The sequence below is a fragment of the Pseudalkalibacillus sp. JSM 102089 genome (assembly GCF_041366475.1).
In the GTDB taxonomy this organism is placed as follows: Bacteria; Bacillota; Bacilli; order Bacillales; family Guptibacillaceae; genus Guptibacillus; species Guptibacillus hwajinpoensis_B.
On sequence record NZ_JBEWYW010000004.1, the window covers coordinates 93346 to 116772 of the forward strand.

Consider the following 23427-nt stretch of genomic DNA (forward strand, 5'->3'; position numbering starts at 1 on the left):
CAAGTGGGGGAAGCCTTTGTCGGTTAACAAAGGCTTCTTTTTATCGTCTGAATTATCCTGATCTACTCTAGTATTTGCAGTTCTAGTATTTCGTCAGAATTCATAGACTGTAGTACAAGCTGGTACCGAGGAGGATGATTATGGATAAGGAGAGACGGACGATTTCAATTCGATTAAATGATGAGGAGAAAAGCGAGCCTCCCGAAACACATAAAGAAGAAAGTGCAGCAGCTGAGGAGAAGGAATTTGAGTGGATTTTACCCGAACGGCGTGATTCGAGGAAGATAGTAGAACTTAAAAAGAGGCACATTCAAAAAAAAGCTGGTGCTTTTTATGAAAAGAAAAGTCCAAGGCTCCCAGTCGGACGCAAAAAGAAAAAACACTTAGTTAATAAGAAACCTATTATTACATTACAAAAGAAAGTGGTGGCTTCCGCTGCTTTTGCTATTATTCTTGGGATTTTATTTGGATTTGGTTTATTAATGGTATTCAGTGGGGATAGCGTGGCGACGATAGATGATGGATATGAAGAAGCAGCTACAACGACCACGGATTTGGACTTATCATTAGATTTTCACGTAGTTCAATCTGGAGCTTATGAAACAGAGGAATCTGCGAAGGAGTTTCAAGACAAGTTGAAAGAGAATGGATTTCCGGCAGCTATTTTTAAAGGAGAGAAATACTATTTGTTTATAGGTGTATCTCCTTCTGCTGAAGGACAGGATGCACTTGGGGCTTATTATGAAGGAAAAGGACAGGATGTCTATAAGAAGGTGTGGTCAATTGATGGTCAGAAAGCATCTGTGAGTGACGAAATGGCGGGTCATCTGAAGGAAGGCAAATCATTGCTCGAAAAATTAACGACGTTAGATCTTGTTGCATTATCTGATGGAAAGCTGAAAGAAGCTGAAATGAGTGACATAAAAAAAGAAGTTGAAGCCTGGAATGAGAGTGGATCGGGGAGAAAAGAGTGGGATGAAATCGGCGGGAAAGAGCTTGAACAAAGTCTGAACAGTGCCTTGGAGGAACTTGAAATGTACGCTTCTGAGGAAACAGTACCGTCTTTATGGGTTGTTCAGCAGCATTTATTAGATGGGATGGTAGCCTTACAAGATGTAGTGGAAAGGTTGAAATAATCAGTTATTTGCGGAGATTCTCAATTAACGGTACGATATGAGTATTGGGAGCGACCCTCCCTAACGACTTTTTCTTAACGAATTAAAATAAGATTAAACAAATTTAAACTGTATGCACATACAGAAACGAAAGAAAACGAAAAATGTAGAGGAACGTTAGAAAATTAAATTGTGGAAAGAAAAGGGATTTGATAAGCTGTTATCAAGCCCTTTTCCCACTTATGAATCATTTACAAAAAGGGTGGTAAAATGAAGCGCCTCGTCTTAGCCTCAGGGTCTCCACGAAGAAAAGAACTTCTAGATCAAATGAATCTCCAATTTGAGATTATCGTTAGCAGCTTTGAAGAGCATCTCTCTCAATCTGTCCCACCTTCAGAACTTGTGAAACAGCTTGCCTTAGGGAAAGCAAATGAAGTGTATACAAATACTTCAGATGCTGTCGTGCTAGGTGCAGATACGGTTGTTACACTCGACCATGAGGTCCTTGGAAAACCTGATAGCCGCGAGCATGCGAGGCAGATGCTTAAAGCCTTATCAGGACGATCTCACGTCGTTTATTCAGGTGTGGCTATTCTATCCAGTGAACGAAGTGCCCAATTCTTTGAAGCAACTGAAGTAGAATTCTGGGAGTTAACAGATAAGGAGATTGAGAACTATCTTGATACAGGAGAGCCTTTTGATAAAGCGGGAGGTTATGGCATACAGGGTTTCGGTGCCGCCTTTGTGAAGCGAATTCATGGTGATTATTATAGTGTGGTAGGGCTTCCTATTTCGAAAACGCTACGAGAGCTTCGTGCGTTTGGAATTGTTCCGGAGATTCAGCGTTAGTCAGTCATGAAGATGAATCCAGGGAGGAAGCGTGTTGTTGAAAACCCCTTTAATGATTCGAGATTATCCTGAAGAAGAGCGCCCGAGAGAGCGTCTGATGAAGGATGGTCCTGAGACCTTATCTAATCAAGAATTATTAGCTATTATCCTCAGGACAGGAACAAAGCAGGAGTCAGTGCTTCAGCTTTCTTATCGCATTATCCAGAACTTTGAAGGACTTCGACTTCTGAAAGATGCAAGTATTGAAGAGTTAACGTCTCTAAACGGCGTTGGAACTGCTAAAGCGGTTCAGCTAATCGCAGCGATGGAGCTCGGTAGAAGAGTTAGCCGCCTTCAATTAGAAGAACGCTATACGATTCGTTCTCCTGAAGATGGTGCGAATTATGTGATGGAAGACATGCGCTTCCTATCACAAGAACATTTTGTTTGCTTATACTTAAATACGAAGAATCAGGTACTGCATCGTCAAACTGTCTTTGTTGGAAGTCTAAACGCATCGATTGTTCATCCGCGTGAGGTCTTTCGTGAAGCATTTAGGCGGTCGGCCGCTTCATTAATTTGTTTTCATAATCATCCGAGCGGTGATCCAACACCGAGCAGAGAAGATATTGAAGTGACAAAACGTCTTGCAGAATGTGGCAAAATGCTTGGTATTGATATGCTAGATCATATTATTATTGGAGATCAGAAGTTTATTAGTTTAAAAGAAAAAGGGTATGTATAAATTGGACGTGGGATAGCACGTATTCCCACTACCGTTTTCAATACTGATGCAGTATAATCATATTTATGAGTTTTGCTTGAATTGAAGGGAGATTTAACATAAATGTTTGGTGGATTTTCAAGAGATATGGGAATAGATTTAGGTACAGCGAATACGCTGGCATATGTAAAAGGAAAAGGTGTTGTTGTTCGAGAGCCATCAGTTGTGGCACTTCGTACAGATACAGGTTCTATTGAAGCAGTCGGAAACGACGCAAAGAACATGATTGGACGCACACCGGGTAATATCGTTGCACTTCGTCCAATGAAAGATGGCGTTATTGCTGATTTTGAAACGACGGCTACAATGCTGAAATATTTTATTCAACAGGCACAGAAAAACCGTTCTGTGTTCGCACGTAAGCCAAACGTGATGGTTTGTGTACCTTCAGGGATCACTGCTGTCGAAAAAAGAGCGGTAGAAGATGCCACTCGTCAAGCTGGAGCACGTGAACCTTATACAATTGAAGAGCCGTTTGCAGCCGCAATCGGAGCTGATCTACCAGTTTGGGAACCAACTGGTAGTATGGTTGTCGATATTGGTGGAGGAACAACAGAAGTTGCGATCATCTCATTAGGTGGAATCGTTACAAGTGAATCGATTCGCATTGCTGGTGATGAGATGGACGAGTCTATCATTCAATATGTGAAGAAAACATACAATTTAATGATTGGTGAGCGTACAGCTGAACAGCTTAAGCTTGAAATCGGATCTGCTGGAACGACAGAAGGTATTGAAGCGATGGATATTCGTGGACGTGACCTTGTAACGGGTCTTCCAAAGACGATCAGCGTATCCGCTGATGAAGTGTCGGGCGCTCTTCGTGATACGGTTAATAGCATTATGGAAGCTGTTAAAGTAACACTTGAGAAAACACCGCCAGAACTTGCAGCAGATATTATGGATCGTGGAATTGTTCTTACAGGTGGTGGTGCATTGCTTCGTAACCTGGATCAGGTGATTAGCGATGAAACAAAAATGCCTGTTATTGTAGCTGAGAATCCGCTTGAGTGCGTAGCGATTGGTACTGGGCGTGCGCTAGAAAATATTCATCTGTTCAAATCTAGAGCTGGTATTACTTCCCGCTCAAAACAGAAGTAGTTGGAAGGTGTAAGGCATGCCACAATTTTTTTCGAATAAACGACTCATTGTACTACTTGTCAGTATCATTATTCTTGTAGCGTTAATTGGGACGTCTATGAAAGAACGTGATGCTCTCACGATGCCGGAGCAATTTTTCAAAGATTCCGTTGGCTGGCTTCAATCAATCTTCTATAAACCCGCTAATTCAGTAGCGGGTTTATTTGAGAGTATTGGTGATATGAGGGACATGTACGAAGAAAATGAGCTATTGAAATCGAGACTTAATGAATTTGTTGCTGTCTCAGAAGAGCTCAAAACAGTGAAGAAGGAAAATGAAGACTTAAAAAGCGAATTAAACATCGATTCATCAACCGGGTTAGCTAGCTATCAAACATTTCACGCAAATATGATTGCAAGATCTCCAGATCGGTGGAATGATTTATTAACGATTGATAAAGGTAAACAGGACGGGGTAGAAGCTGATATGGCTGTTGCCACACCGGATGGATTAATCGGTAAAGTGAAAAACGTTCAGCCTTTTTCGTCGACTGTCCAGCTAGTGAGTGATGTAGACCGGACGAATCGAATCGCAGCTATGACTCAAGAAGATAAGAACGTTTTCGGTACAATAGAAGGTTATGATACTGAAAAAGAAGTACTTATGTTCTCAAAAATTCCAGTAGATACAAAGGTTGAGAAAGGTCAAACTGTTATTACGGCAGGTAATGGAGGCATTTTTCCACGAGGCATTGTCATCGGGGAAATTGTAGATGTAGAAACAGACAACGTTGGAACGACTCAGACGGCTTATGTGAAACCAGCCGCCGATTTATATGATATTAACAATGTTATGGTAATCGATCGTGGAGCACAGGATGTTACGCCTGATGACGGAGAAGGTGAAGAGGAATGAGGCGTTTTCTTCTAATTGGAACGCTATTTGTTCTTTTTCTTCTTGAAGGTACCGTTTTTCAGGTGTTTGCCCCTGAGCAATTCGGATTTGAATTTCAATTAATCCCACGTTTTGTTACTGTGATTGTGATTATGATCGGAATGATTCTCTCCCCTGCTTATGGAGTAGTTTACGGCGTCATATTTGGTCTATTACACGATTTGATCTACACGGATCTTGTTGGTGTCTATATGTTTGGAATGTCTGTTGCAGCCTACATAATCGGTTATTTTTCGAAAGTATTTCACCTGAATTGGTTTACAACGCTTATCCTCGGTTTACTTGGCGTATCATTGGTGGAATTCTATGTGTATGAACTATTTTCACTAATTAATGTAACGGATCTTTCTTTCTCTTCCTTTTTCTACAAACGCTATCTTCCTTCATTACTTTTAAATGGAATCTTTTTGCTTATTGTTTACTATCCTGTTAAACGGTTGCTGGATGATTTATCGGAAAACCGTAGACAAGAAAATCAGGCCAAAAGAAGGAGTTTCCTTTAGCAACGTTGAATTATTCTATGTTGAGGTGAATGAAATTGTCTATGGTACAAAAGCATACACAGCATTTTGTTACGATTAAAGGAACGAAGGATGGCTTGAATCTGATTTTAGATGATTCTTGCGCTTTTCGTGATGTTATAAATGAACTTGATGAAAAACTTTCCGCTCGTCACATACAGCAGACGGAAGGTCATACGATTACTGTTACCCTTAAATTGGGTAATCGATATTTAACAGACAAACAAGAAGAAGAGCTTCGTGCCATGATTCAATCTAAGCAAAACCTTGAGGTTGATCGGATTGATTCAAATGTCATCTCTCGGAGTGAAGCGGAAGCAGAGCGAAAAAGAACAACTGTAACATCTGTTTCGAGAACCGTTCGTTCTGGACAGGTACTTGAAGTAGAAGGAGACCTTCTTTTGATTGGCGACGTTAATCCTGGTGGCACCGTAATGGCTGCAGGGAATATATTCGTAATGGGTTCGCTTAGAGGCATCGCACATGCAGGGGCTTATGGCGATATAAATGCCGTGATTACGGCAGCTGTTATGAAGCCATCTCAGTTGAAAATCGCTGAACTAATAAGCAGGCCACCTGATCAAGCAGGAGTAAGTATTCATGAAGCTGAATGTGCTTTTGTTAAGGACGGGCAATCTGAAATTAGCGTTGATCGCGTTCAAATACTGACTAAAGTTCGACCGAATTTGACTAGGTTGTAGACAGAAAGGGGAATGTTGTGTGGGAGACGCTATCGTCATTACTTCCGGAAAAGGTGGTGTGGGTAAGACCACAACGACAGCAAACATTGGGACAGCTCTTGCACTATCGGGGAAAAAAGTATGTCTGGTAGATACAGATATAGGTCTTCGAAATCTTGATGTAGTCATGGGACTTGAAAATCGTATTATTTACGATCTTGTCGATGTTGCTGAAGAGCGATGTCGACTACATCAAGCGTTAATAAAAGATAAGCGTTTTGAAGCGCTTTATATGCTACCTGCAGCTCAAACGAAAGATAAATCTGCTGTGCAGCCAGAGCAAATGAAGAAGATTATTGGTGAGTTAAAGCAGGATTATGACTATGTTCTCATTGACTGTCCTGCTGGCATTGAGCAGGGCTTTAAGAATGCGATTGCAGGCGCGGATAAATCGGTTGTAGTCACAACTCCCGAAACGTCGGCTGTGCGAGATGCTGATCGTATTATAGGCCTTCTTGAAAAAGAAGAAGGTATTGAAGCACCAAAACTTGTTGTTAATCGTATCCGAAATCATATGATGGAAAGTGGAGAAATGCTAGATGTAGATGAGATCGTTTCTATTCTTGCTATCGATCTACTTGGCATTGTTGGCGATGACGATACAGTTATTACAGCATCTAACAAAGGCGAGCCCATTGCGCTCGACCCTAGTTCAAAAGCATCCATCGCCTATCGCAATATCGCGAGACGAATTTTAGGTGAATCTGTTCCGCTTCTTTCTCTCCAGGAAGAACGAGGGATGTTTAGTAAAGTGAAGAAATTCTTTGGAATGCGTTCCTAAATCTCGGCTACGGCCGGGATTTTTTTGTTTCATGCTATTCCTTCTTCTTTATCAAAGTTAGACGGCTTTTGATCGATTGTGTGATCTTCATTTCATTCAATTCCTTGTGAAAGAAAGTATTCTCAATGACATATCCCCACAGGACAAGTCATAAACTGAGTACTACTTATAGGAAGGTTGGGTGAAGAATGCGGAGAGATCTAGATGATGTAAGGAAACGACTTCATTCAAGAAAAAGACAGCGGCGACAAGTTCCCCAAATGGAAAGACGTCATGATGCTATCCCTTCATCTTCTTTTCAAAACACGGAGGTCAAAATCCATCCTCTTTTTAACAGGCAAAGTTTTTTAATGCGCTCGATGATTGCGGCATGCTTGTTTCTTGCTGCAGGAATACTATTTAAAGCAGAGAGCGATAAGCTTGAGCCTGTTCAGGAGTATGTGTCAGCCATGATGGTAGAAGAATTTCAGTTTGCCACTGTGAAAAGTTGGTATGAAGGAAAGTTTGGGAATCCAGTGGCATTGTTCCCGACAGCCCCTGAAACTGATTCAGCTGGGGAAGCACCAAGCTATGCACTTCCTGCGAGCGGAAAAGTACTTGAAAACTTTGAATCGACGGGCAAAGGAATCATGGTTGAAACGGTTTTAAGCTCCGATGTTGAAGCAATCGATGCAGGAGTAGTGACATATGCAGGTGAGAAAGAAGGAATTGGGCAGACAGTTGTGATTCAGCATACGGATGGTAGTGAATCATGGTATGGGATGCTAGATTCGGTGGATGTATCGATTTATGATTTTGTTCAAACAAAGGATCAACTTGGAAGCGTGTCGAATTCTGATGATGGGAAGACAGGAACATTCTATTTTGCCATTAAGAAGAACGAGGCATTTATTGATCCGCTTCAAGTTGTGCCCATCAAATAATGGTAAAAATGATAACGATCCATCCACTATTTTGGATGACGATTGGTCTTTCCATCTTAACAGGTAGGTTTAGAGAGATGCTGCTGCTCTTCTTAGTTGTCCTCATTCACGAGTTAGGGCATGCGGGGGCAGCCCGTTTTTTAGGATGGCGTATCAATGAGATCGTTTTATTACCATTTGGGGGCGTAGCCGTAGTTGATGAACATGGGAATCGTCCCTTGAAAGAAGAGCTTATTGTCATTCTCGCAGGGCCTTTACAGCATGTTTGGATGATGGGGGTTGGCGCGACGCTCCATTATATGGGGATATGGAATGACATGTTCGATCTCTTTATGCTTCATAATATCATGATCCTTTTGTTTAATTTGCTGCCGATTTGGCCACTCGATGGCGGAAAGCTCCTCTTTCTTCTTTATTCTTTGCGTCTTCCCTTTAAATCGGCTCACAAAATGATGCTATATTCTTCGTTGTTTTGCTTTTCACTCTTTATTATTTTAACAGCGATATTATTTCCTTTTCATCTTAATTTGTGGATGGTGATTGTGTTTCTGTCTGTATCACAATTTAAAGAATGGAAACATCATCCTTATATTTATTTTAGATTTTTACTTGAACGCTATTCTAAATCGTTTAATGGGAAAAAACAGGTTGTTACAATTGCTCCAGATATGCGCTTAAATGACTTGCTAGCAACTTTTTCACGAGGGAAGCATTACCATATCCTCATACAAGATTTGAATATTGAAACAGATGAACATTTCTTACTAGAGGCTTATTTCAAAAAAAATCAAATTGCCTGTGCAGTGGGAACGCTATTTAGGTAAACTATAGAAAAGCTACTAAAGGAGAACGGCTATGCGATTAATTGTTCTTGAGAGAAATCAATGGCGGGCAGCAGCCATTGAAATAAATAATGAATTTACAGATATATGGGCGGAAACGTTGACGAATAGGAAGCCTTCTCAGGGAGATATTATTCTCGGAAAAGTGTCTTCCGTATTAGATGGCAAAAACGCCGCCTTTATCTCTCTAGGCAGTGGAAAACCCGGGTTATTAAATGGAGAAGAATTTGTTTTAGCGCAGGAGAAAAAGACAGCTGGAGAACCATTACCGGCTGTTTCTGACTGCGTTCAAGAAGGACAGGCTATTCTTGTTCAAGTAAAGCATCCAGGCGTTGATCGGAAGGGCCCAATTGTTACAGAGCTAATTAAGCTGACATTGGATCACTTAGTCTACATGCCTTATGCAGGATACTCAGCTGTATCGAAGCAGTTAACTACAAATCGTGAAGAACTACTTCAATTTGCAGATAAATATTGTATAGAGCAAGAAGGTGTTATCTTTAGAACTAGTGCAGGATACATAAAGGAAGAAGCGCTTTTCGCGGAATTACAGTCTCATCGTAAAGAATGGCTGCGTATTCTCGAACAATCCTCTACACAACGAGCGCCTAGTATGGTGAAAAAAAACAGTGGCCTTGGGGAGGAAGTGAGCAAACTATATCCCCTTCATCGGGTGAGTAGTTTAGCGGCAAATTCCTCCGAAGCGGTTAGTTCGTTTTTTCCGCTTTTATCAAAGAATGCGACCCTGATGGAATTGAATGAGAAGAAAAAAAAGCTTGATAAGCTTGAAGATACCATTCTGAATATGAAAAAAACCATTAAAATGGGGAAAGCGAATCTTCATATTGAAGAAACGCATGCATTGACAGCTATTGATGTCGATACTGGAGGAGTAAAGCTTGAAACGAAAAATGAAACTCATTTCGAAGTGAATCGATTAGCGGTGGACGAAATTGCGAAACAGCTTCGACTTCGCAACATTAGTGGATTGATTGTCGTCGATTTTTTACGAGTCGAGAAAGAAGAGCAACAGAACCTTCATGCGTTAATGAAAAGCAAAGAAGAAACAGATAAACGCTTAAAAGTTGGAGGATTTACAAAGTTAGGACTATTTGAGATGCAACGTAAAAAGTCCGGACTTCCGTTAAGTCGGTTTGTGTAAAATAAGTCACATTAATCGCATTGACATGGCAATTTTAGCTGTGGTATGATTTAGTGGTTAGTTCGTTTGGAAGCACCCAAAGAGCTACAACCGCTCAAGAACAGGTTTTTAAGCTAGTTTCTAGCACCTGCAATGGCGAGTCTTAGTATTAGAGGAGGTGCACGTATGTACGCAATTATTGAAACTGGTGGTAAACAAATCAAGGTTACTGAAGGTCAAGAAATCTACATCGAGCTTCTAAACACTGAAGCTGGTGAAACGGTTACTTTTGACCGTGTGCTAATGGTAGGTGGAGATGACATTAAAGTTGGTTCTCCTATGCTAGATGGCGCTACTGTAACTGGTAAAGTTGATAAGCACGGTAAAGGTAAGAAAATCACGGTTTATAAATATAAGCCAAAGAAAAACTACCGTCGTAAGCAAGGACACCGTCAACCTTACACTAAAGTAGTTATCGACAAAATTAACGCTTAAGGATATCTAAGATGATACGTTTCAAGGTGAAGCGAGATTCTAACAATCGCATCCTTTCATTTTCCATTTCTGGACACGCTGATTCTGGCCCTTATGGCTATGATTTAGTTTGTGCAGGTGTTTCTGCTGTGTCGATTGGGACGGTGAATGCGATTGAATCCCTTTGCGATGTAACTCTCATAGTTGATATGGAGGATGAAGGCGGCTACCTCAGCTGTACTGTTCCGGATCATCTGGAACAACGTATAGATGAGAACGTTCAACTTCTCCTTCAAGGAATGGAAGTATCCATTTCTGCTATTGCCGAGGAATATGGCAAGCACATCCAAATTACTCACACATAGGAGGTGGGACAATATGTTGAAAATGAATCTACAGTTTTTCGCATCGAAAAAGGGTGTAGGTAGTACAAAAAACGGCCGTGATTCAATCTCCAAGCGTCTTGGCGCGAAGAGCGCAGACGGCGAGTTCGTATCCGGCGGTTCGATTCTTTTCCGTCAACGCGGAACTAAGATCTACCCTGGTACAAACGTTGGCCGCGGTGGAGACGACACTCTATATGCGAAAATCGACGGCGTCGTGAAATTCGAGCGTCTTGGACGTGACCGTAAACAAGTAAGTGTATATCCAGTTGCTAAGGAAGCATAAGCAACTTAAGAAAAACTCTAACCGAACGGTTAGAGTTTTTTGATATAATGGAGAAAATGAGATGGATAAGTGACGATGCACAATGAATTCGCGTAAGATTGTTTTCTTTTAATCCAAATTAACATACAGAAAAGATCTATTGTTATAATGAAGGAAATGGTTAGAGCATTGGGAGTGCAATTATGTCTAAAAATTGGAATACCTTTGACGTTCTGCGCCATTCTCGTCATGATTGGTTAAATCGTTTGCAGTTGATCAAGGGAAACCTTGCACTGGATCATGTAGACAGGGCAAAGGAAATTATCGAAGAAATTATTATCCAGTCGAGACAGGAAGCAAAATTATCGAATTTAAATGCTCCGAAACTTGCAGAATATATATTAACGTTTAACTGGTGTAACCATTTATTTCAGTTGGATTTTGAAGTGATCGGAGACGAGTATGATATTTGCGTTTATGAAGCGGATCTTATCGAGTTAATCTCTCGATGTACAACAGTGCTTGATTCTCATGTGAAAGTTCCATCAGATCATCACTTGTTATTAACGCTTCAGTTGTACCATGAAGAAATTCATCTTGTTTTTGATTTTCAAGGTGAAGTTTCCGATCAAAACAAGCTCAAGCTGGCGTTCGAAAATCCTGAAGTGAAAAGCGCTAAATTGATTGAATTAGAGCAAACGGGTCAGGAGCTAGTTAGCACGTTTTTGATTAAATGAGGTGAAAGTATGTTTGTAGATCAGGTCAAAGTATTTGTTAAAGCAGGCGATGGCGGAAATGGTATGGTTGCCTTCCGTCGAGAGAAATATGTACCGGATGGCGGTCCTGCAGGAGGCGACGGAGGAAAAGGCGCAAGCGTCATTTTCGAAGTAGAAGAAGGTCTTCGTACGCTTATGGACTTCCGTTACAATCGTCATTTTAAAGCCAAAACAGGTGAGCATGGTCGCTCGAAGAATCAGCATGGCCGTAATTCAGAAGATATGGTTGTAAAGGTCCCACCTGGTACAATTGTATCCAATGCGGAAACGGGAGAGGTTATTGCGGATCTAACTGAGCACGGGCAACGTGCAACTGTAGCGCGTGGCGGTCGAGGCGGACGTGGGAATTCACGCTTTGCATCGCCTTCTAACCCGGCACCAGAGCTTTCAGAGAATGGTGAACCTGGGGAAGAAAAAGATGTTACTTTAGAGCTCAAGGTTCTAGCTGATGTTGGACTTGTTGGGTTTCCTAGTGTAGGTAAGTCAACGCTTCTATCCGTAGTATCAGCAGCGAAGCCAAAAATTGCAGCATACCATTTTACAACGATTGCACCCAATCTAGGTGTTGTTGATACAAAAGATGGACGCAGTTTCGTTATGGCTGATTTACCTGGATTAATTGAGGGCGCTCATGAAGGCGTTGGCCTTGGCCATCAGTTCCTTCGACACATTGAGCGAACACGAGTTATCGTTCACGTCATTGATATGTCTGGTATGGAAGGGCGAGACCCTTATGAAGACTACTTGAAGATCAATGATGAGTTAAAGCAATATAAAATGCGTCTAATGGAACGTCCGCAAATCATTGTCGCTAATAAAATGGATCTTCCAGATTCTGAAGAAAATCTTGAGATTTTCAAGGAAAAGCTTGAGGAAGATTTCCCGATTTATCCGATTTCTGCTGTAACGCGACAAGGTGTCCAAGAAGTATTGTTTGAAATTGCAGACAAGCTTGAGACAACACCTGAGTTCCCTCTTGATGAAGAGAAGGAAGAAGAGACTCGCGTGATGTACCGTCACGAAAAAGGTGCACCTGAGTTCTTTGTAACGCGTGATAGCGACGGAACATTCGTTGTTAATGGACCACGAATTGAAAAGCTATTCAAGATGACAGACTTTAACCGAGAAGACAATGTTCGCAGGTTCGCGCAACAAATGCGTAGCATGGGAATTGATGATGCGCTAAGAGAGCGTGGAGCTGAGGATGGAGATGCGGTTCGAATTCTGGAGTTCGAATTTGAGTTCGTAGACTGATAAACGGAGAAGACTGTCCTCATGGAAGGGCGGTCTTTTTTTACATAGACCTACCTGAACATAGCAAACCTGTAAATGATAGACGATTATCGGTCGTAGCTGGCCGCGATAGAGGAGAGGGGAAGAATGAGCAAAGACGATAAGAATTTTTATCTCGTTCGGGAAGATGTCCTATCTGATTCGATGTTGAAAACGCTGCAAGCCAAGCTTCTTCTTGAGAGTGGCACTGTGGAATCAGTTCGAGAAGCCATTGATGAAGTTGGCGTAAGTCGGAGTGCATTCTATAAATATCGTGACACAATCTTACCGTTTCATACGATGATCATTGAACAGATCGTAACGCTCTCGGTTCATTTGGAAGATCGTTCAGGAGCGCTTTCTAGAGTGCTTAGCACAGTAGCCTCACTTGGTTGCAATTTATTGACGATTAACCAGACGATTCCCCTACAGGGCTATGCTACGGTTATTTTAACAATGGAAATTGGTGAAACAAACTTACGCATAAGCAATTTACTTGAGAAAATTAAAGACATCGAAGCCGTAAACAATGCTGAAATTATTGGATCTGGAGCATAGGGGGAGAAAATGGATAATCAAAAGAAGATAGGTTTTCTTGGACCAGAAGGAACTTTTACAGAAATCGCAGCAAAAACGTTATTTCAAGACGAGGATCGGACACCTTTTCCTACGATTCGCGCATGCCTTGAAGCAGTAGAAAATGGATCTGTTGACTATGGTGTTGTTCCTCTAGAGAATACGATTGAAGGCTCCGTTAATATGACGCTGGATCTTCTTTCGCAGCAAGTTTCACTTCCAATCGTAGGAGAGCTTGTATTGCCAATTCGACAGCACTTACTGATCCATCCTGATCAAAACGATTGGAAAAAGATTACTCGAGTTCTTTCGCATCCACACGCGATAGCCCAATGCCATGTTTTTCTACAAAAGGAGTTAGCTCAAGCTGAGCTTAGTAATGCAGCGTCTACAAGTGCTGCAGCGGAATATGTGCAGAGTACCGGAAAGATCGAAGAGGCAGCAATTGGTAATGAACTTGCTGCAGAAAAATACGGATTAACCATTGCACAGGCTGACATACATGATACAGAAGATAATGATACTCGCTTTCTTGTTTTACATCATACGGCTGAACCGCTCCCGAGAACTAACCTATTTCGGGAAGACCGCGTCACTTACAAGATTATTCTTCCGTCAGATTATCCTGGAGCCCTCCATCAAGTGCTTGCGGCATTTGCATGGCGTAATCTCAATTTAACGAAAATTGAGTCTCGCCCAATGAAAACAGGACTTGGTAACTATTTCTTTATTATTGATGTCGAACGTCCTAACCGCGATGTACTCTTAAAAGGCGTAATGGAAGAAATTCAAGCGCTTGGTATTGGTATATCTGTATTAGGAGAGTACCCCTGCTTTGTTGTAACAAATAAATAGCGATAGGAATGCAATAAAAAAGAACGGCATCTGAGCCGTTCTTTTCTATTGGAAAATAAAGTTTTTAGAATTAGTCCTGTTCTAATAGAAATCCTTCGTGTTTTAACGCGTTGATAACAGCCTCAAGCTGTGATTTAGAGTTTGCTTCGATTGTATGAAGATGAACACCAGAAGTAAGCTCGGACAAAAGAGAAGCATTTGTCATAGAGAGCCTAGAAAGAAATTGATCTGCTTCAAAGCGATTTCCTACGTAAAGTGAAGCTGTTAAGTGTCCATAAAGAGGATGCTCAACGGTGACGTCTTTCACAATCCCGCCGTTATCAACTATTGTATAGAGTTCATTCTTTGTATCTTCTGGTAAATGCTTGCATGCAATCACTTGTTCTTGCTTTGTATCTTTCCGATCTGAAGAGAACATGACATATCCTTGGGAAGTAGCGATAATCGGTTCATTTCTTGCTTTTAACAAAGAAATATCCTGGACAATCACTTGTCTGCTGACATTGGTTCGTTTTGATAAATCACTTCCTGTTAAAGGCTTTTCGCTCTCTTTCAGCCATTGAAGAATGAGTAACCTCCTGTTCTCACCCAGTATTTTTTCTCCTTCTTGTCCCACTATTGAAAACCCCTTTCGAAGACCACGATGTGTACCCTTATTATATCTTTGTTACGGAAGTGCGTGTAAGGATTTCACGAAATACGTCTGCTATTTTCTCAATTTCTTTCTGTGTAGTTCTTTTTCCAAAGCTTATACGAATTAACTCTCTAGCTTCATCATCCGATCTCCCCATTGCTCGCAATGTTTTTGAAGGCTGCTGTTGGCCAACTGAACAGGCTGATCCAGTTGAAATAGCAATTCCTTTGCGATTCAGCTCTAGCATGACATATTGTCCTTCCAGCCCTTTGATTCGAAGTCCGATAATATGTGGTAGTCCTTGCTCTCCCTCGATGACAATATTCGGATGAGTAAGTTTATTCACGAGGTAGGCACGTAAGTTTGTATATTTTGTTTGGTTCGAGTTCAACGCATGAATCGTTTCTTCTGCTGCTGCAGCAAAGGACATAATGCCTGGAACATTTACGGTACCAGGACGAAATCCTTTTTCATGAACGGTTCCGGGTAAATCCTGCCTCCATGCTAAAGACGGTGCAATATAGCATGCACCTACACCTTTTGGTCCATATACCTTATGGGATGAAACGGATAATGCAGAGATATGCATCTCCTTGACATTAATCGCGATTTTGCCGAAAGCCTGTACTGCATCTGTATGGAAAAGAATGTGACGCTTCGCAAGTTCTTCTCCGATTTCTTTCATTGACTGAACGGCTCCTATTTCATTATTCCCACAGGCGATCGATACTAAAATCGTGTCTTCACGAATAGTCTCTATCAATTCACTAAGTAATACATGCCCATTATGATCATAAGAAAGATATGTTACCTCAAATCCTTCCTGTTCTAGCTGAGAGAATGTATGCAAAACGGAAGAATGCTCTGCAGAACAAGTAATCAAATGTCCTTTAGCATACATTTTTACTAAACTTCTAAGAGCGAGTATATTTGCTTCTGTTCCACCAGATGTAAAATAAACTCCTGATGGTTCGCCATTGATGTGAGAGGCGATTGAACTACGCGCAGCTTCTAGTAAATGAGAAGCGTCTGTGCCAGCATCATGAGAACTTTGTGTATTTGCATAGAAATGCTGTGCAGCATGAGTATATGCCTCAATTGCAACTTCTGACATCGGTGTTGAAGCTGCGTAGTCTAAATAAATCATTTTAATCTCCTCGCTTATTTTCCGTCTTGTTATTTATTTAAATATATGTAAATATAGGTGTCAAGACACATGTTAATTTACTTGGGTGTAATCTCCATATTGTTCAGCGAGAGAAGGGATTTCATGAATCAGCTAAAAACAGATGTATTAGTAATTGGAAGTGGTGTGAGTGGGTTGATGGTGGCCGAACTTCTTTCGGCGCAAAAGAATGTGACTGTTATCACAAAGTCTAAGTTTGGACAAAGCAATTCAATGCTTGCACAAGGAGGAATTGCCGCAGCTACAGCTGATGAAGACAGCTGGACAAATCATTTTTTTGATACGATTCGTGCCGGGGTTTTTCATAATAATGAAGAACTAACGGAACTTTTGGTCAGAAAAGGACCAGATCAAATCGATCAGCTCATAAACTTAGGAGTTCATTTTGATCAAGAAGCTGATGGAAAGTATAAAAGGTGTAAAGAAGGAGCTCATAGTGTTTCACGTATTTATCATTCTGGGGGAGATGCAACGGGGAGAGAAATTGTTTTAACTCTAATGAAGCGTGTTCAAAGAAAGTGTACGATCATTGAGCATCATCAAATCGTTGACTTAACAATGAAAGATGGGCATTGTATTGGAGCTGAAGCGATCAATCAAGAAGGTGAAAGAATGCTTATTAATGCAGCATACACTATTCTCGCTACCGGAGGAGCGGGGCAACTTTATCCTGTTACTTCAAATGAACTATCAATAACGGGCGATGGTCTTGCGATGGCTTATCGTGCCGGCGCCGTTCTAGCCGATCTAGAATTTATGCAGTTTCATCCTACAATGTATGCAGGAGACACCGAGCAATCGTTCCTTATTTCAGAAGCTGTCCGAGGAGAAGGCGGCATTTTATTAACGTCTGAAGGCAAGCGTTTAATGGAAGGTAAGCATGACCAATTAGATCTCGCCCCAAGAGATGTCGTTGCGAGAGCGATTCAACAAGAGGCTTCGACTGTATACCTTGATATCTCAAAGGTTTCACAGTTTGAAGAACGATTTCCAACAATCGCTAAGCAGTGTAAAAGTCATGGCGTAAGATTAACGGAGGGAATCATACCTGTGAAACCAGGCGCCCATTTTCTTATGGGCGGAGTAATGACGGACCAGGTTGGTAGAACATCCATAGAAGGTTTATTTGCTCTTGGTGAGGTCGCTCATACAGGTGTGCACGGCGCTAACCGTCTTGCAAGCAATTCTCTTTTGGAGGGAATTGTATTTGCTAGTGAAGCCTCGAAGTGGATACTTCAAAATAAACGGAACGTTCCGGAAGGTGAATCGGAGAGCTCACATTTTCAACTTCGTGAACCTTTGTTAACAACAAATGAGTTAAAAAACATAATGGAACAACATGTAGGAATGGTAAGAACAAGTGATGGGTTAGCTTACTCGCTAAGAATGCTTCAGCTGGATGAAATGAGGCTAGTTGAGGATTTAAAAATAGAGTCAATCGAGCGATACAATATGTTTCAGGTAGGGTGGTTAATGGCAACTTCAGCTTTTCTTCGTGAAGAAAGCAGAGGAGGGCATTATCGCGCAGATTATCCAGATCAGAAGCAAGAGTGGAAGCAAAAAAGAATACTCAGGGGGATATATTACGATGATTGGGCTGAAAGTCAAAAAAGATCTAGAACAGTTTTTTATTGAAGACATTGGAAATGTTGATTTATCAAGTGAGTTGTTATTTCGTTCAGAGGAGCAAGCTGAGGCGCTATTTGTAATGAAAGAGGCTGGCGTTTTTTGTGGGCATCAGGTAATCGAGACCGGGTTTGAACTTCTTGATCGGGATATTTGTGTCGAGGTTTACGTCGAAGATGGCGATCACGTTCAAACTGGTGAAGTAATTGCTTCTGTTAAAGGAAAAGTTCGCACAATATTAACGGGAGAACGGGTTGTTTTAAATATGATACAACGAATGAGCGGTATTGCAACGATGACTTCCCATGCTGTGGAATTGTTGGGAGATTCATCGATTCGGATCTGTGATACACGCAAAACGACGCCTGGGTTAAGAATGTATGAGAAGTATGCAGTAAGGAGTGGAGGAGGATTTAATCATCGAATGACTCTTGATAGCGGGGTAATGTTAAAAGATAATCACATTGCCCAGTTTGGTAGTATCGAACAGGCTGTAGCACATGTGAAAGGTCGCTTAGGGCATATGACCAAAATTGAAGTTGAGACGTCTTCTGAAATAGAAGTTCGTCAAGCGGCGAATGCGGGAGCAGATATTATTATGTTTGATAATTGTTCTCCTACAGAAGTCGCTTCATACGCGCAGTTAGTACCTGACCACATTGTAACTGAAGCTTCTGGGGGCATCACGCTTAACAACCTTGCAACTTATCGTGATACAGGTGTTCAGTTTATTTCGCTCGGCTGCTTAACACACTCTGTTAAAAGCCTTGATATTAGCTTACGAATGAAAGGGGAAGAGAAATGAGTATTTTAGATGCGTTGAAGCGATCGAACGGACTTCCTGATCGATACAAAGAACTATCAGATCAAGAAATGGTAGAAAAAATCGCAGCCATTAAAGCCGAGATGGGGGATCGTTTGTATTTACCTGCCCATCACTATCAAAAAGATGAAGTCGTTCAATTTGCAGATGATACCGGAGATTCACTTCAACTTGCCCAGCTTTCCGCTCGGAATAAGAAGGCAGAAGCAATTGTCTTTTGTGGTGTTCATTTTATGGCCGAAACAGCAGATATTTTAACTGAAGAAGATCAAACGGTTATTTTACCTGATATGCGAGCAGGATGTTCAATGGCTGATATGGCGAATATTCATCAAACTGAACGTGCTTGGAGCCATCTCATTAATCTTTTTGGAGAGACTGTACTTCCCCTAACTTATGTAAATTCAACGGCAGCTATTAAAGGATTTGTTGGGAGAAACGGAGGAGCCACGGTTACATCTTCAAATGCTGTAGCAATGGTTGAGTGGGGGTTTACTCAAAAAGAACGCATCCTATTTTTACCTGATCAGCATCTTGGGCGGAATACAGCTTACGACCTTGGTGTTCCACTTGAAGCGATGGCAGTGTGGGATCCAATAACGGATACGCTTGAATATGAGGGAGATTATGATGCAATTAAGGTGATTCTTTGGAAAGGTCATTGTTCCGTCCATGAAAAGTTTACAGTTCAAAACATCGCACAAATTCGAGAGAATGAACCTGGTATGTCCGTTATTGTTCATCCAGAATGCAGTTTTGACGTTGTTAGACGCTCTGACTTATCAGGATCTACTAAAATGATTATTGAAACCATTGAGGAAGCAGAGGCAGGTACGAAATGGGCAATTGGAACAGAAATGAATCTTGTGAATCGGATCATTCAACAGCATCCAGATAAAAGAATTGTTTCTTTAAACCCAAATATGTGTCCTTGTCTTACAATGAATCGAATCGATATGCCCCACCTTCTTTGGGCGCTTGAGGAAGTACAAAGTGGAAAGAAAACGAATCAAATAATCGTTGATCAAGAAACATCCTTCTACGCAATTAAAGCATTGAATCGAATGCTTGATCGAGCATGATGGATAAGGAATCAGACATGATGTTTGATTCCTTTTTTTTAAAAGAGAGAGACACTATACATAGCTACACTTACTCCTGCATATTAATGTGATGATCTTATCCTTTAAAAAAGGTAGCAATCTGCCCAGTCACGCATACACTGTACTGAATTTCATTGTACTGATTACAGGAGGGAGTTTTTTAGTTTGAAAATACATGTCGTTCAAAAAGGCGATACTTTGTGGAAAATCGCTAAAAAATATGGTGTTGATTTTGAACAACTAAAAGCTGTTAATTCACAGCTTAACAATCCTAATATGATTATGCCTGGTATGAAAGTGAAAATACCATCTGGCGGTGTTCCGGTAAAGAAGAAGGAAATGCCGATTAAAGAAATGAAAAAAGAAATGCCTAAGAAAAAAGAAAAGCCAATGATGAAGCCGAAAGAGAAGCCTTCAATGACTATGCCGATCAACAATGAATTGAATATGAACATGAACATGAATATGAACATGATGCCTCAAGAAGAGAAGCCTAAAAAGGTTAAGCCAAAAGAAATAAAGCCTGAAAAGAAAATGAAGCCTGTTGAAAAGAAAGCTGAGAAGAAAGTAGAAGAGAAAAAGACAGCTGCGAAGAAACCTGTTGAGAAAGCGAAGAAAACAGAAAATTTATTCTATCCAATGAATGACGAAGAAGTGCTGAGCGAATTTGAATCCTCATCAATGGAAATGCCTCCACCGCCGATGAATCAGGGCTATCCTAATAATGTAGCGGGGGCAACGAATTATGCAAACAAAGAATACAATGGAGGTTACCCGGGGTATCCAACTTCTGTAGGCGGAGCGCATATGGGCTTCCCGAACAACCAGAATATTGCTGGTGTATATGATGGTTATGGGAACAAAAGTAATCAAAATGGCTCTCCAGGAGAAGTGGCTGGGATGTATCAAGGCTATGGAAATAAAGGTGGCTATCCAGGTTCAGTTGCAGGAGCAGAAATGAATAATTATGGCCATAAAGAAGAGGAAAACTCTGAAGTAGCTGGGGCTTATGAAGGTTATGGTCAGCCGAATTTCGGTGCGCCTTCTGGGAATGTTGCAGGCGCGTATAATCAAGGTAACGGCTATCCTAATCAGAATGTAGTAGACGCATATCAATATGCAAATAAGAGTTCTGTCGGTGGGGCTAATAAAAGTAATTATGGAATGGGTGAAGAAAGCTCAGATGTAGCAGGAGCAAGCTATGGTCATAAAGCCAATCAACAAATGTCAGGCTATCCAGGATCAGTAGGTGGCATGCAATATGATGGGAACCAGGGTTACCCAAATCAAAACGTAGCGGGTGCGTATGAAGGTTACGGGCACAAAGGGAACAATGGTGGTTATCCAGGATCAGTAGGTGGCATGCAATATGATGGGAACCAGGGTTACCCAAATCAAAACGTAGCGGGTGCGTATGAAGGTTATGGTCATAAAGGAAATAATGGTGGTTATCCAGGATCAGTAGGTGGCATGCAATATGATGGGAACGAGGGTTATCCAAACCAAAACGTAGCGGGTACGTATGAAGGTTATGGGCACAAAGGAAACAATGGTGGGTACCCAGGATCAGTAGGTGGCATGCAATATGATGGGAACCAGGGTTACCCAAATCAAAACGTAGCGGGTGCGTATGAAGGTTACGGGCACAAAGGAAACAATGGTGGATACCCAGGTGCTGTAGCAGGTGCAGCTTCCGGTTATCCTCAAATGAATATGGGCTACCCAAATGTCGCAGGTGCTTCAATGAATGGGAATGGTATGCCATCACCTTATGGCCATAAAGGAAATGAAGAATATCCTGAAGCTGTAATGGGAGCTTATGGCTATCCAAATGAGAACGTAGCAGGCATGATGATGCCTCCGGGTTACCCGAATCAGCCAATGGTATCACCTTATCAACAGCACGACTGTGGATGTGGTGGGAATCAGAACGCATCACCATATCATCAAATGCCGCAATATGCTAATCCGGGATTTGTTCAGGGAGCGAATAAAGCGCCAATGATGGATGATTACATGGGCATGGAAAGTAGCTATGCAGAATCACGCTAAGGAAAAAGAGGACGGTATCCTGGAAAGGGTACGTCCTTTTTTTCTTCATTTAGAACGTGTTAATTCACTTGTTTGGAAGGGCAAATTGATTACTGGGGTATCAGTTTATATGAAAGGATCTTTAAAAAAGGAATCGTTAAGAAAGCAAATATACCTCTCACATCACTGTTCAGATTCTTTTATTACTTTCATTCCATTTCCAGATGGCGATTGGCTTAAGGAGGACGGGGGACTATATTTTGCCTGTATGAAAACAATGAAGGGACGAATGCTCAATTACTCATTGAAAGAAGACCGGCTTCTAGCGATTGAGAAAGTAGCACACTTTCATCAAGAAAGTATAGGATTAGTCAGTAAAGATATTTTTCCCGTATCACTTACTCGTAAGTGGACGAACCGTTTAATTCGCTTCAAGAAGGAAGTAGGATCTTCTCTAATATCTGCAAATGAAAAACAATTGATTCAATATTATATTTCTGTAGGGGAAGAAGTCATTTCGGGTATGACAGCGATCGAAGAATTGGAACGAAATGCTCTCCGTGATAAATGCATTGTTCACGGCGACCCCGCACATCATAATTTTATCTTTCGTACGGATACATTATTATTGATTGATGGTGACCTTGCGAACTATGCCCCTCATGAATATGACTTTTTACAGTTAATGAATCGAATGCTGTCTCACTGTAACTGGTCACTGGATGAATGGTCAAGATCTCATATCCCGACTGTTCGACATTGCTTAGAGAACCCTTTGTTGTGTAGGCTTCTAGCCTATCCTGCCGATTTCTACCGAGAATGGTTGATGAACCCAAATGGAAGAAGTGCCCTATTAGTTAAAGTGGCACAACAAAACGATCTTAGATCACGGTTTATCAACTCAATTCTGAAGTAGGTCCCTCTGTTACCTAGAACTAACAGATTAAAATGAGAAGCCTCCTCACATTCTAAAGGTGAAAGGAGGTTTTAAATATGAAGAAAACAGTCTTGACGCTTTCAACGATGATGCTCGCAGGTGGTTTGATCGGCTGTACAGCTGATAATGAGGCGATGGATACGCGTTATAACGATTCCGCACGTCCAATTGGTTACTACACGAGTGAAGATAATAACGGTGATTACCGTGAAGGTGCAGTAACGGATATGATTGATCGTGACTATTCGAACGGAGTTAAGTCCCCTGACAAAAAGCAAATCGATAAGCGAAATGGCATGAATGGCCCTGGATATATGCGTACAGATAACAATTATTCAGGTTATGATAATGAGCTTTCTACACGACTAGCTAAACGAATCAATAAGCTTAAGAACGTGGATGATGCTCGAGTTATCGTATATGGTGATCAAATTATGATTGCCGTTGATACAAACGACAAAAACGATGCAGATGTTAAAGACAAGGTTCGCAGCGAGGTAGCAAAAGTAACAAAGCAAAAGAATGTGTCAATTTCAACAGATGAAAATGTGTTTGGTCGAATGGGCGATGTTAATAACCGCCTCGAAGATGGAGATGGTTTTGAAGAGGTACAGGCAGATGTAAATGGCATATTAGATGACATCGGAAATGCTGCAAAACGTCCATTTGAAAACAATAAATAACAAAAATAACGAGCGGGCAGTAGCCTGCTCGACTACATATGCAAAACTCTTTTCGGAGACTTGAGCCCTATGATATAGTTGGGAAATCAGTTC

The 23427-nt window shown here is 41.3% G+C and carries 26 protein-coding genes and 1 other annotated feature; of the genes, 24 read left to right on the forward strand and 2 right to left on the reverse strand.

Features of this window, described 5'->3' with window-relative positions:
• Positions 1–140: 140 nt before the first annotated feature.
• The 18 genes from ABVF21_RS11060 to pheA all read left to right on the forward strand — a co-directional run bounded on the left by ABVF21_RS11060 (position 141) and on the right by pheA (position 14311).
• Positions 141–1136: an SPOR domain-containing protein gene (locus ABVF21_RS11060; RefSeq protein ID WP_303531943.1), complete on the forward strand. Its 996-nt coding sequence runs from the start codon at positions 141–143 to the stop codon at positions 1134–1136.
• Positions 1137–1385: 249 nt separating this feature from the next.
• Positions 1386–1964, forward strand: coding sequence for a Maf family protein (locus ABVF21_RS11065; protein ID WP_303531941.1), 579 nt, complete (start codon positions 1386–1388; stop codon positions 1962–1964).
• A 52-nt stretch (positions 1965–2016) separates the two neighbouring features.
• Positions 2017–2688 (forward strand): RadC family protein, encoded by a 672-nt coding sequence (gene radC, locus ABVF21_RS11070; RefSeq protein ID WP_194219641.1) that lies wholly within the window; start codon positions 2017–2019, stop codon positions 2686–2688.
• A gap of 102 nt (positions 2689–2790) precedes the next feature.
• Positions 2791–3828, forward strand: a complete 1038-nt coding sequence (locus ABVF21_RS11075) for a rod shape-determining protein (protein ID WP_194219395.1) — start codon at positions 2791–2793, stop codon at positions 3826–3828.
• 16 nt (positions 3829–3844) lie between these two features.
• Positions 3845–4723: a rod shape-determining protein MreC gene (gene mreC, locus ABVF21_RS11080; protein ID WP_303531938.1), complete on the forward strand. Its 879-nt coding sequence runs from the start codon at positions 3845–3847 to the stop codon at positions 4721–4723.
• Positions 4720–5265: a rod shape-determining protein MreD gene (mreD, locus tag ABVF21_RS11085; protein ID WP_303531935.1), complete on the forward strand. Its 546-nt coding sequence runs from the start codon at positions 4720–4722 to the stop codon at positions 5263–5265. Before mreC ends, mreD begins: the two co-directional genes overlap by 4 nt.
• A gap of 29 nt (positions 5266–5294) precedes the next feature.
• Positions 5295–5984, forward strand: a complete 690-nt coding sequence (gene minC, locus ABVF21_RS11090; protein WP_371018213.1) for a septum site-determining protein MinC — start codon at positions 5295–5297, stop codon at positions 5982–5984.
• A 19-nt stretch (positions 5985–6003) separates the two neighbouring features.
• Positions 6004–6804, forward strand: coding sequence for a septum site-determining protein MinD (gene minD / locus ABVF21_RS11095; protein ID WP_194219398.1), 801 nt, complete (start codon positions 6004–6006; stop codon positions 6802–6804).
• A gap of 188 nt (positions 6805–6992) precedes the next feature.
• Positions 6993–7727 carry a M23 family metallopeptidase gene (locus ABVF21_RS11100; RefSeq protein WP_303531931.1) on the forward strand — a complete coding sequence of 245 codons (735 nt, stop codon included), beginning with the start codon at positions 6993–6995 and terminating at the stop codon, positions 7725–7727.
• Positions 7727–8551: a M50 family metallopeptidase gene (locus ABVF21_RS11105; RefSeq protein ID WP_371018214.1), complete on the forward strand. Its 825-nt coding sequence runs from the start codon at positions 7727–7729 to the stop codon at positions 8549–8551. Before ABVF21_RS11100 ends, ABVF21_RS11105 begins: the two co-directional genes overlap by 1 nt.
• A gap of 31 nt (positions 8552–8582) precedes the next feature.
• Positions 8583–9731 carry a ribonuclease E/G gene (locus ABVF21_RS11110; protein ID WP_303531927.1) on the forward strand — a complete coding sequence of 383 codons (1149 nt, stop codon included), beginning with the start codon at positions 8583–8585 and terminating at the stop codon, positions 9729–9731.
• A 78-nt stretch (positions 9732–9809) separates the two neighbouring features.
• Positions 9810–9884: a sequence feature (ribosomal protein L21 leader region), on the forward strand.
• A gap of 12 nt (positions 9885–9896) precedes the next feature.
• Positions 9897–10205, forward strand: coding sequence for a 50S ribosomal protein L21 (gene rplU / locus ABVF21_RS11115; protein ID WP_048312605.1), 309 nt, complete (start codon positions 9897–9899; stop codon positions 10203–10205).
• A gap of 11 nt (positions 10206–10216) precedes the next feature.
• Positions 10217–10549 carry a ribosomal-processing cysteine protease Prp gene (locus ABVF21_RS11120; RefSeq protein ID WP_303531920.1) on the forward strand — a complete coding sequence of 111 codons (333 nt, stop codon included), beginning with the start codon at positions 10217–10219 and terminating at the stop codon, positions 10547–10549.
• A 13-nt stretch (positions 10550–10562) separates the two neighbouring features.
• Positions 10563–10853, forward strand: coding sequence for a 50S ribosomal protein L27 (gene rpmA / locus ABVF21_RS11125; RefSeq protein WP_098444403.1), 291 nt, complete (start codon positions 10563–10565; stop codon positions 10851–10853).
• A 182-nt stretch (positions 10854–11035) separates the two neighbouring features.
• Positions 11036–11569, forward strand: a complete 534-nt coding sequence (locus tag ABVF21_RS11130) for a Spo0B C-terminal domain-containing protein (RefSeq protein WP_226614537.1) — start codon at positions 11036–11038, stop codon at positions 11567–11569.
• A gap of 9 nt (positions 11570–11578) precedes the next feature.
• Positions 11579–12862, forward strand: a complete 1284-nt coding sequence (gene obgE, locus ABVF21_RS11135) for a GTPase ObgE (RefSeq protein ID WP_194219403.1) — start codon at positions 11579–11581, stop codon at positions 12860–12862.
• A 126-nt stretch (positions 12863–12988) separates the two neighbouring features.
• The gene (locus ABVF21_RS11140) at positions 12989–13438 is read left to right on the forward strand and encodes an ACT domain-containing protein (protein WP_303531909.1); all 450 of its coding nucleotides are present in this window, start codon (positions 12989–12991) and stop codon (positions 13436–13438) included.
• Positions 13439–13447: 9 nt separating this feature from the next.
• Positions 13448–14311, forward strand: a complete 864-nt coding sequence (gene pheA, locus ABVF21_RS11145) for a prephenate dehydratase (RefSeq protein WP_303531908.1) — start codon at positions 13448–13450, stop codon at positions 14309–14311.
• Positions 14312–14381: 70 nt separating this feature from the next.
• Here the strand turns inward: pheA and ABVF21_RS11150 are convergent, their stop codons facing one another.
• Entirely contained in the window at positions 14382–14927 is a 546-nt protein-coding gene (locus ABVF21_RS11150; RefSeq protein WP_371018215.1) for a transcription repressor NadR, read from the reverse strand.
• 40 nt (positions 14928–14967) lie between these two features.
• Positions 14968–16092 carry an IscS subfamily cysteine desulfurase gene (locus tag ABVF21_RS11155; RefSeq protein WP_371018216.1) on the reverse strand — a complete coding sequence of 375 codons (1125 nt, stop codon included), beginning with the start codon at positions 16090–16092 and terminating at the stop codon, positions 14968–14970.
• 123 nt (positions 16093–16215) lie between these two features.
• Here ABVF21_RS11155 and nadB point away from each other — a divergent pair, with 123 nt between their 5' ends.
• From nadB to ABVF21_RS11185, 6 genes are all read left to right on the forward strand, one after another.
• The gene (nadB, locus tag ABVF21_RS11160; protein ID WP_371018217.1) at positions 16216–17766 is read left to right on the forward strand and encodes an L-aspartate oxidase; all 1551 of its coding nucleotides are present in this window, start codon (positions 16216–16218) and stop codon (positions 17764–17766) included.
• Positions 17720–18562, forward strand: a complete 843-nt coding sequence (gene nadC, locus ABVF21_RS11165) for a carboxylating nicotinate-nucleotide diphosphorylase (RefSeq protein WP_371018218.1) — start codon at positions 17720–17722, stop codon at positions 18560–18562. The genes nadB and nadC overlap by 47 nt, the downstream gene beginning before the upstream one ends.
• Positions 18559–19662 (forward strand): quinolinate synthase NadA, encoded by a 1104-nt coding sequence (gene nadA, locus ABVF21_RS11170; protein WP_371018219.1) that lies wholly within the window; start codon positions 18559–18561, stop codon positions 19660–19662. The genes nadC and nadA overlap by 4 nt, the downstream gene beginning before the upstream one ends.
• Positions 19663–19848: 186 nt before the next feature.
• Complete coding sequence (gene safA, locus ABVF21_RS11175) at positions 19849–21735, forward strand: SafA/ExsA family spore coat assembly protein (protein ID WP_371018220.1); 1887 nt, start codon at positions 19849–19851, stop codon at positions 21733–21735.
• The gene (locus ABVF21_RS11180; protein WP_371018221.1) at positions 21719–22630 is read left to right on the forward strand and encodes a phosphotransferase; all 912 of its coding nucleotides are present in this window, start codon (positions 21719–21721) and stop codon (positions 22628–22630) included. Before safA ends, ABVF21_RS11180 begins: the two co-directional genes overlap by 17 nt.
• 77 nt (positions 22631–22707) lie before the next feature.
• The gene (locus tag ABVF21_RS11185) at positions 22708–23334 is read left to right on the forward strand and encodes a YhcN/YlaJ family sporulation lipoprotein (protein WP_303531890.1); all 627 of its coding nucleotides are present in this window, start codon (positions 22708–22710) and stop codon (positions 23332–23334) included.
• Positions 23335–23427: the final 93 nt, after the last annotated feature.

Coding starts and splice junctions, on each gene's coding strand:
- ABVF21_RS11060 (WP_303531943.1), top strand. CDS start 141: ATGGATAAGGAGAGACGGACGATTTCAATTCGATTAAATGATGAGGAG.
- ABVF21_RS11065 (WP_303531941.1), top strand. CDS start 1,386: ATGAAGCGCCTCGTCTTAGCCTCAGGGTCTCCACGAAGAAAAGAACTT.
- radC (WP_194219641.1), top strand. CDS start 2,017: ATGATTCGAGATTATCCTGAAGAAGAGCGCCCGAGAGAGCGTCTGATG.
- ABVF21_RS11075 (WP_194219395.1), top strand. CDS start 2,791: ATGTTTGGTGGATTTTCAAGAGATATGGGAATAGATTTAGGTACAGCG.
- mreC (WP_303531938.1), top strand. CDS start 3,845: ATGCCACAATTTTTTTCGAATAAACGACTCATTGTACTACTTGTCAGT.
- mreD (WP_303531935.1), top strand. CDS start 4,720: ATGAGGCGTTTTCTTCTAATTGGAACGCTATTTGTTCTTTTTCTTCTT.
- minC (WP_371018213.1), top strand. CDS start 5,295: ATGAAATTGTCTATGGTACAAAAGCATACACAGCATTTTGTTACGATT.
- ABVF21_RS11100 (WP_303531931.1), top strand. CDS start 6,993: ATGCGGAGAGATCTAGATGATGTAAGGAAACGACTTCATTCAAGAAAA.
- ABVF21_RS11105 (WP_371018214.1), top strand. CDS start 7,727: ATGGTAAAAATGATAACGATCCATCCACTATTTTGGATGACGATTGGT.
- ABVF21_RS11110 (WP_303531927.1), top strand. CDS start 8,583: ATGCGATTAATTGTTCTTGAGAGAAATCAATGGCGGGCAGCAGCCATT.
- rplU (WP_048312605.1), top strand. CDS start 9,897: ATGTACGCAATTATTGAAACTGGTGGTAAACAAATCAAGGTTACTGAA.
- ABVF21_RS11120 (WP_303531920.1), top strand. CDS start 10,217: ATGATACGTTTCAAGGTGAAGCGAGATTCTAACAATCGCATCCTTTCA.
- rpmA (WP_098444403.1), top strand. CDS start 10,563: ATGTTGAAAATGAATCTACAGTTTTTCGCATCGAAAAAGGGTGTAGGT.
- ABVF21_RS11130 (WP_226614537.1), top strand. CDS start 11,036: ATGTCTAAAAATTGGAATACCTTTGACGTTCTGCGCCATTCTCGTCAT.
- obgE (WP_194219403.1), top strand. CDS start 11,579: ATGTTTGTAGATCAGGTCAAAGTATTTGTTAAAGCAGGCGATGGCGGA.
- ABVF21_RS11140 (WP_303531909.1), top strand. CDS start 12,989: ATGAGCAAAGACGATAAGAATTTTTATCTCGTTCGGGAAGATGTCCTA.
- pheA (WP_303531908.1), top strand. CDS start 13,448: ATGGATAATCAAAAGAAGATAGGTTTTCTTGGACCAGAAGGAACTTTT.
- ABVF21_RS11155 (WP_371018216.1), bottom strand. CDS start 16,092: ATGATTTATTTAGACTACGCAGCTTCAACACCGATGTCAGAAGTTGCA.
- nadB (WP_371018217.1), top strand. CDS start 16,216: ATGAATCAGCTAAAAACAGATGTATTAGTAATTGGAAGTGGTGTGAGT.
- nadC (WP_371018218.1), top strand. CDS start 17,720: ATGATTGGGCTGAAAGTCAAAAAAGATCTAGAACAGTTTTTTATTGAA.
- nadA (WP_371018219.1), top strand. CDS start 18,559: ATGAGTATTTTAGATGCGTTGAAGCGATCGAACGGACTTCCTGATCGA.
- ABVF21_RS11180 (WP_371018221.1), top strand. CDS start 21,719: ATGCAGAATCACGCTAAGGAAAAAGAGGACGGTATCCTGGAAAGGGTA.
- ABVF21_RS11185 (WP_303531890.1), top strand. CDS start 22,708: ATGAAGAAAACAGTCTTGACGCTTTCAACGATGATGCTCGCAGGTGGT.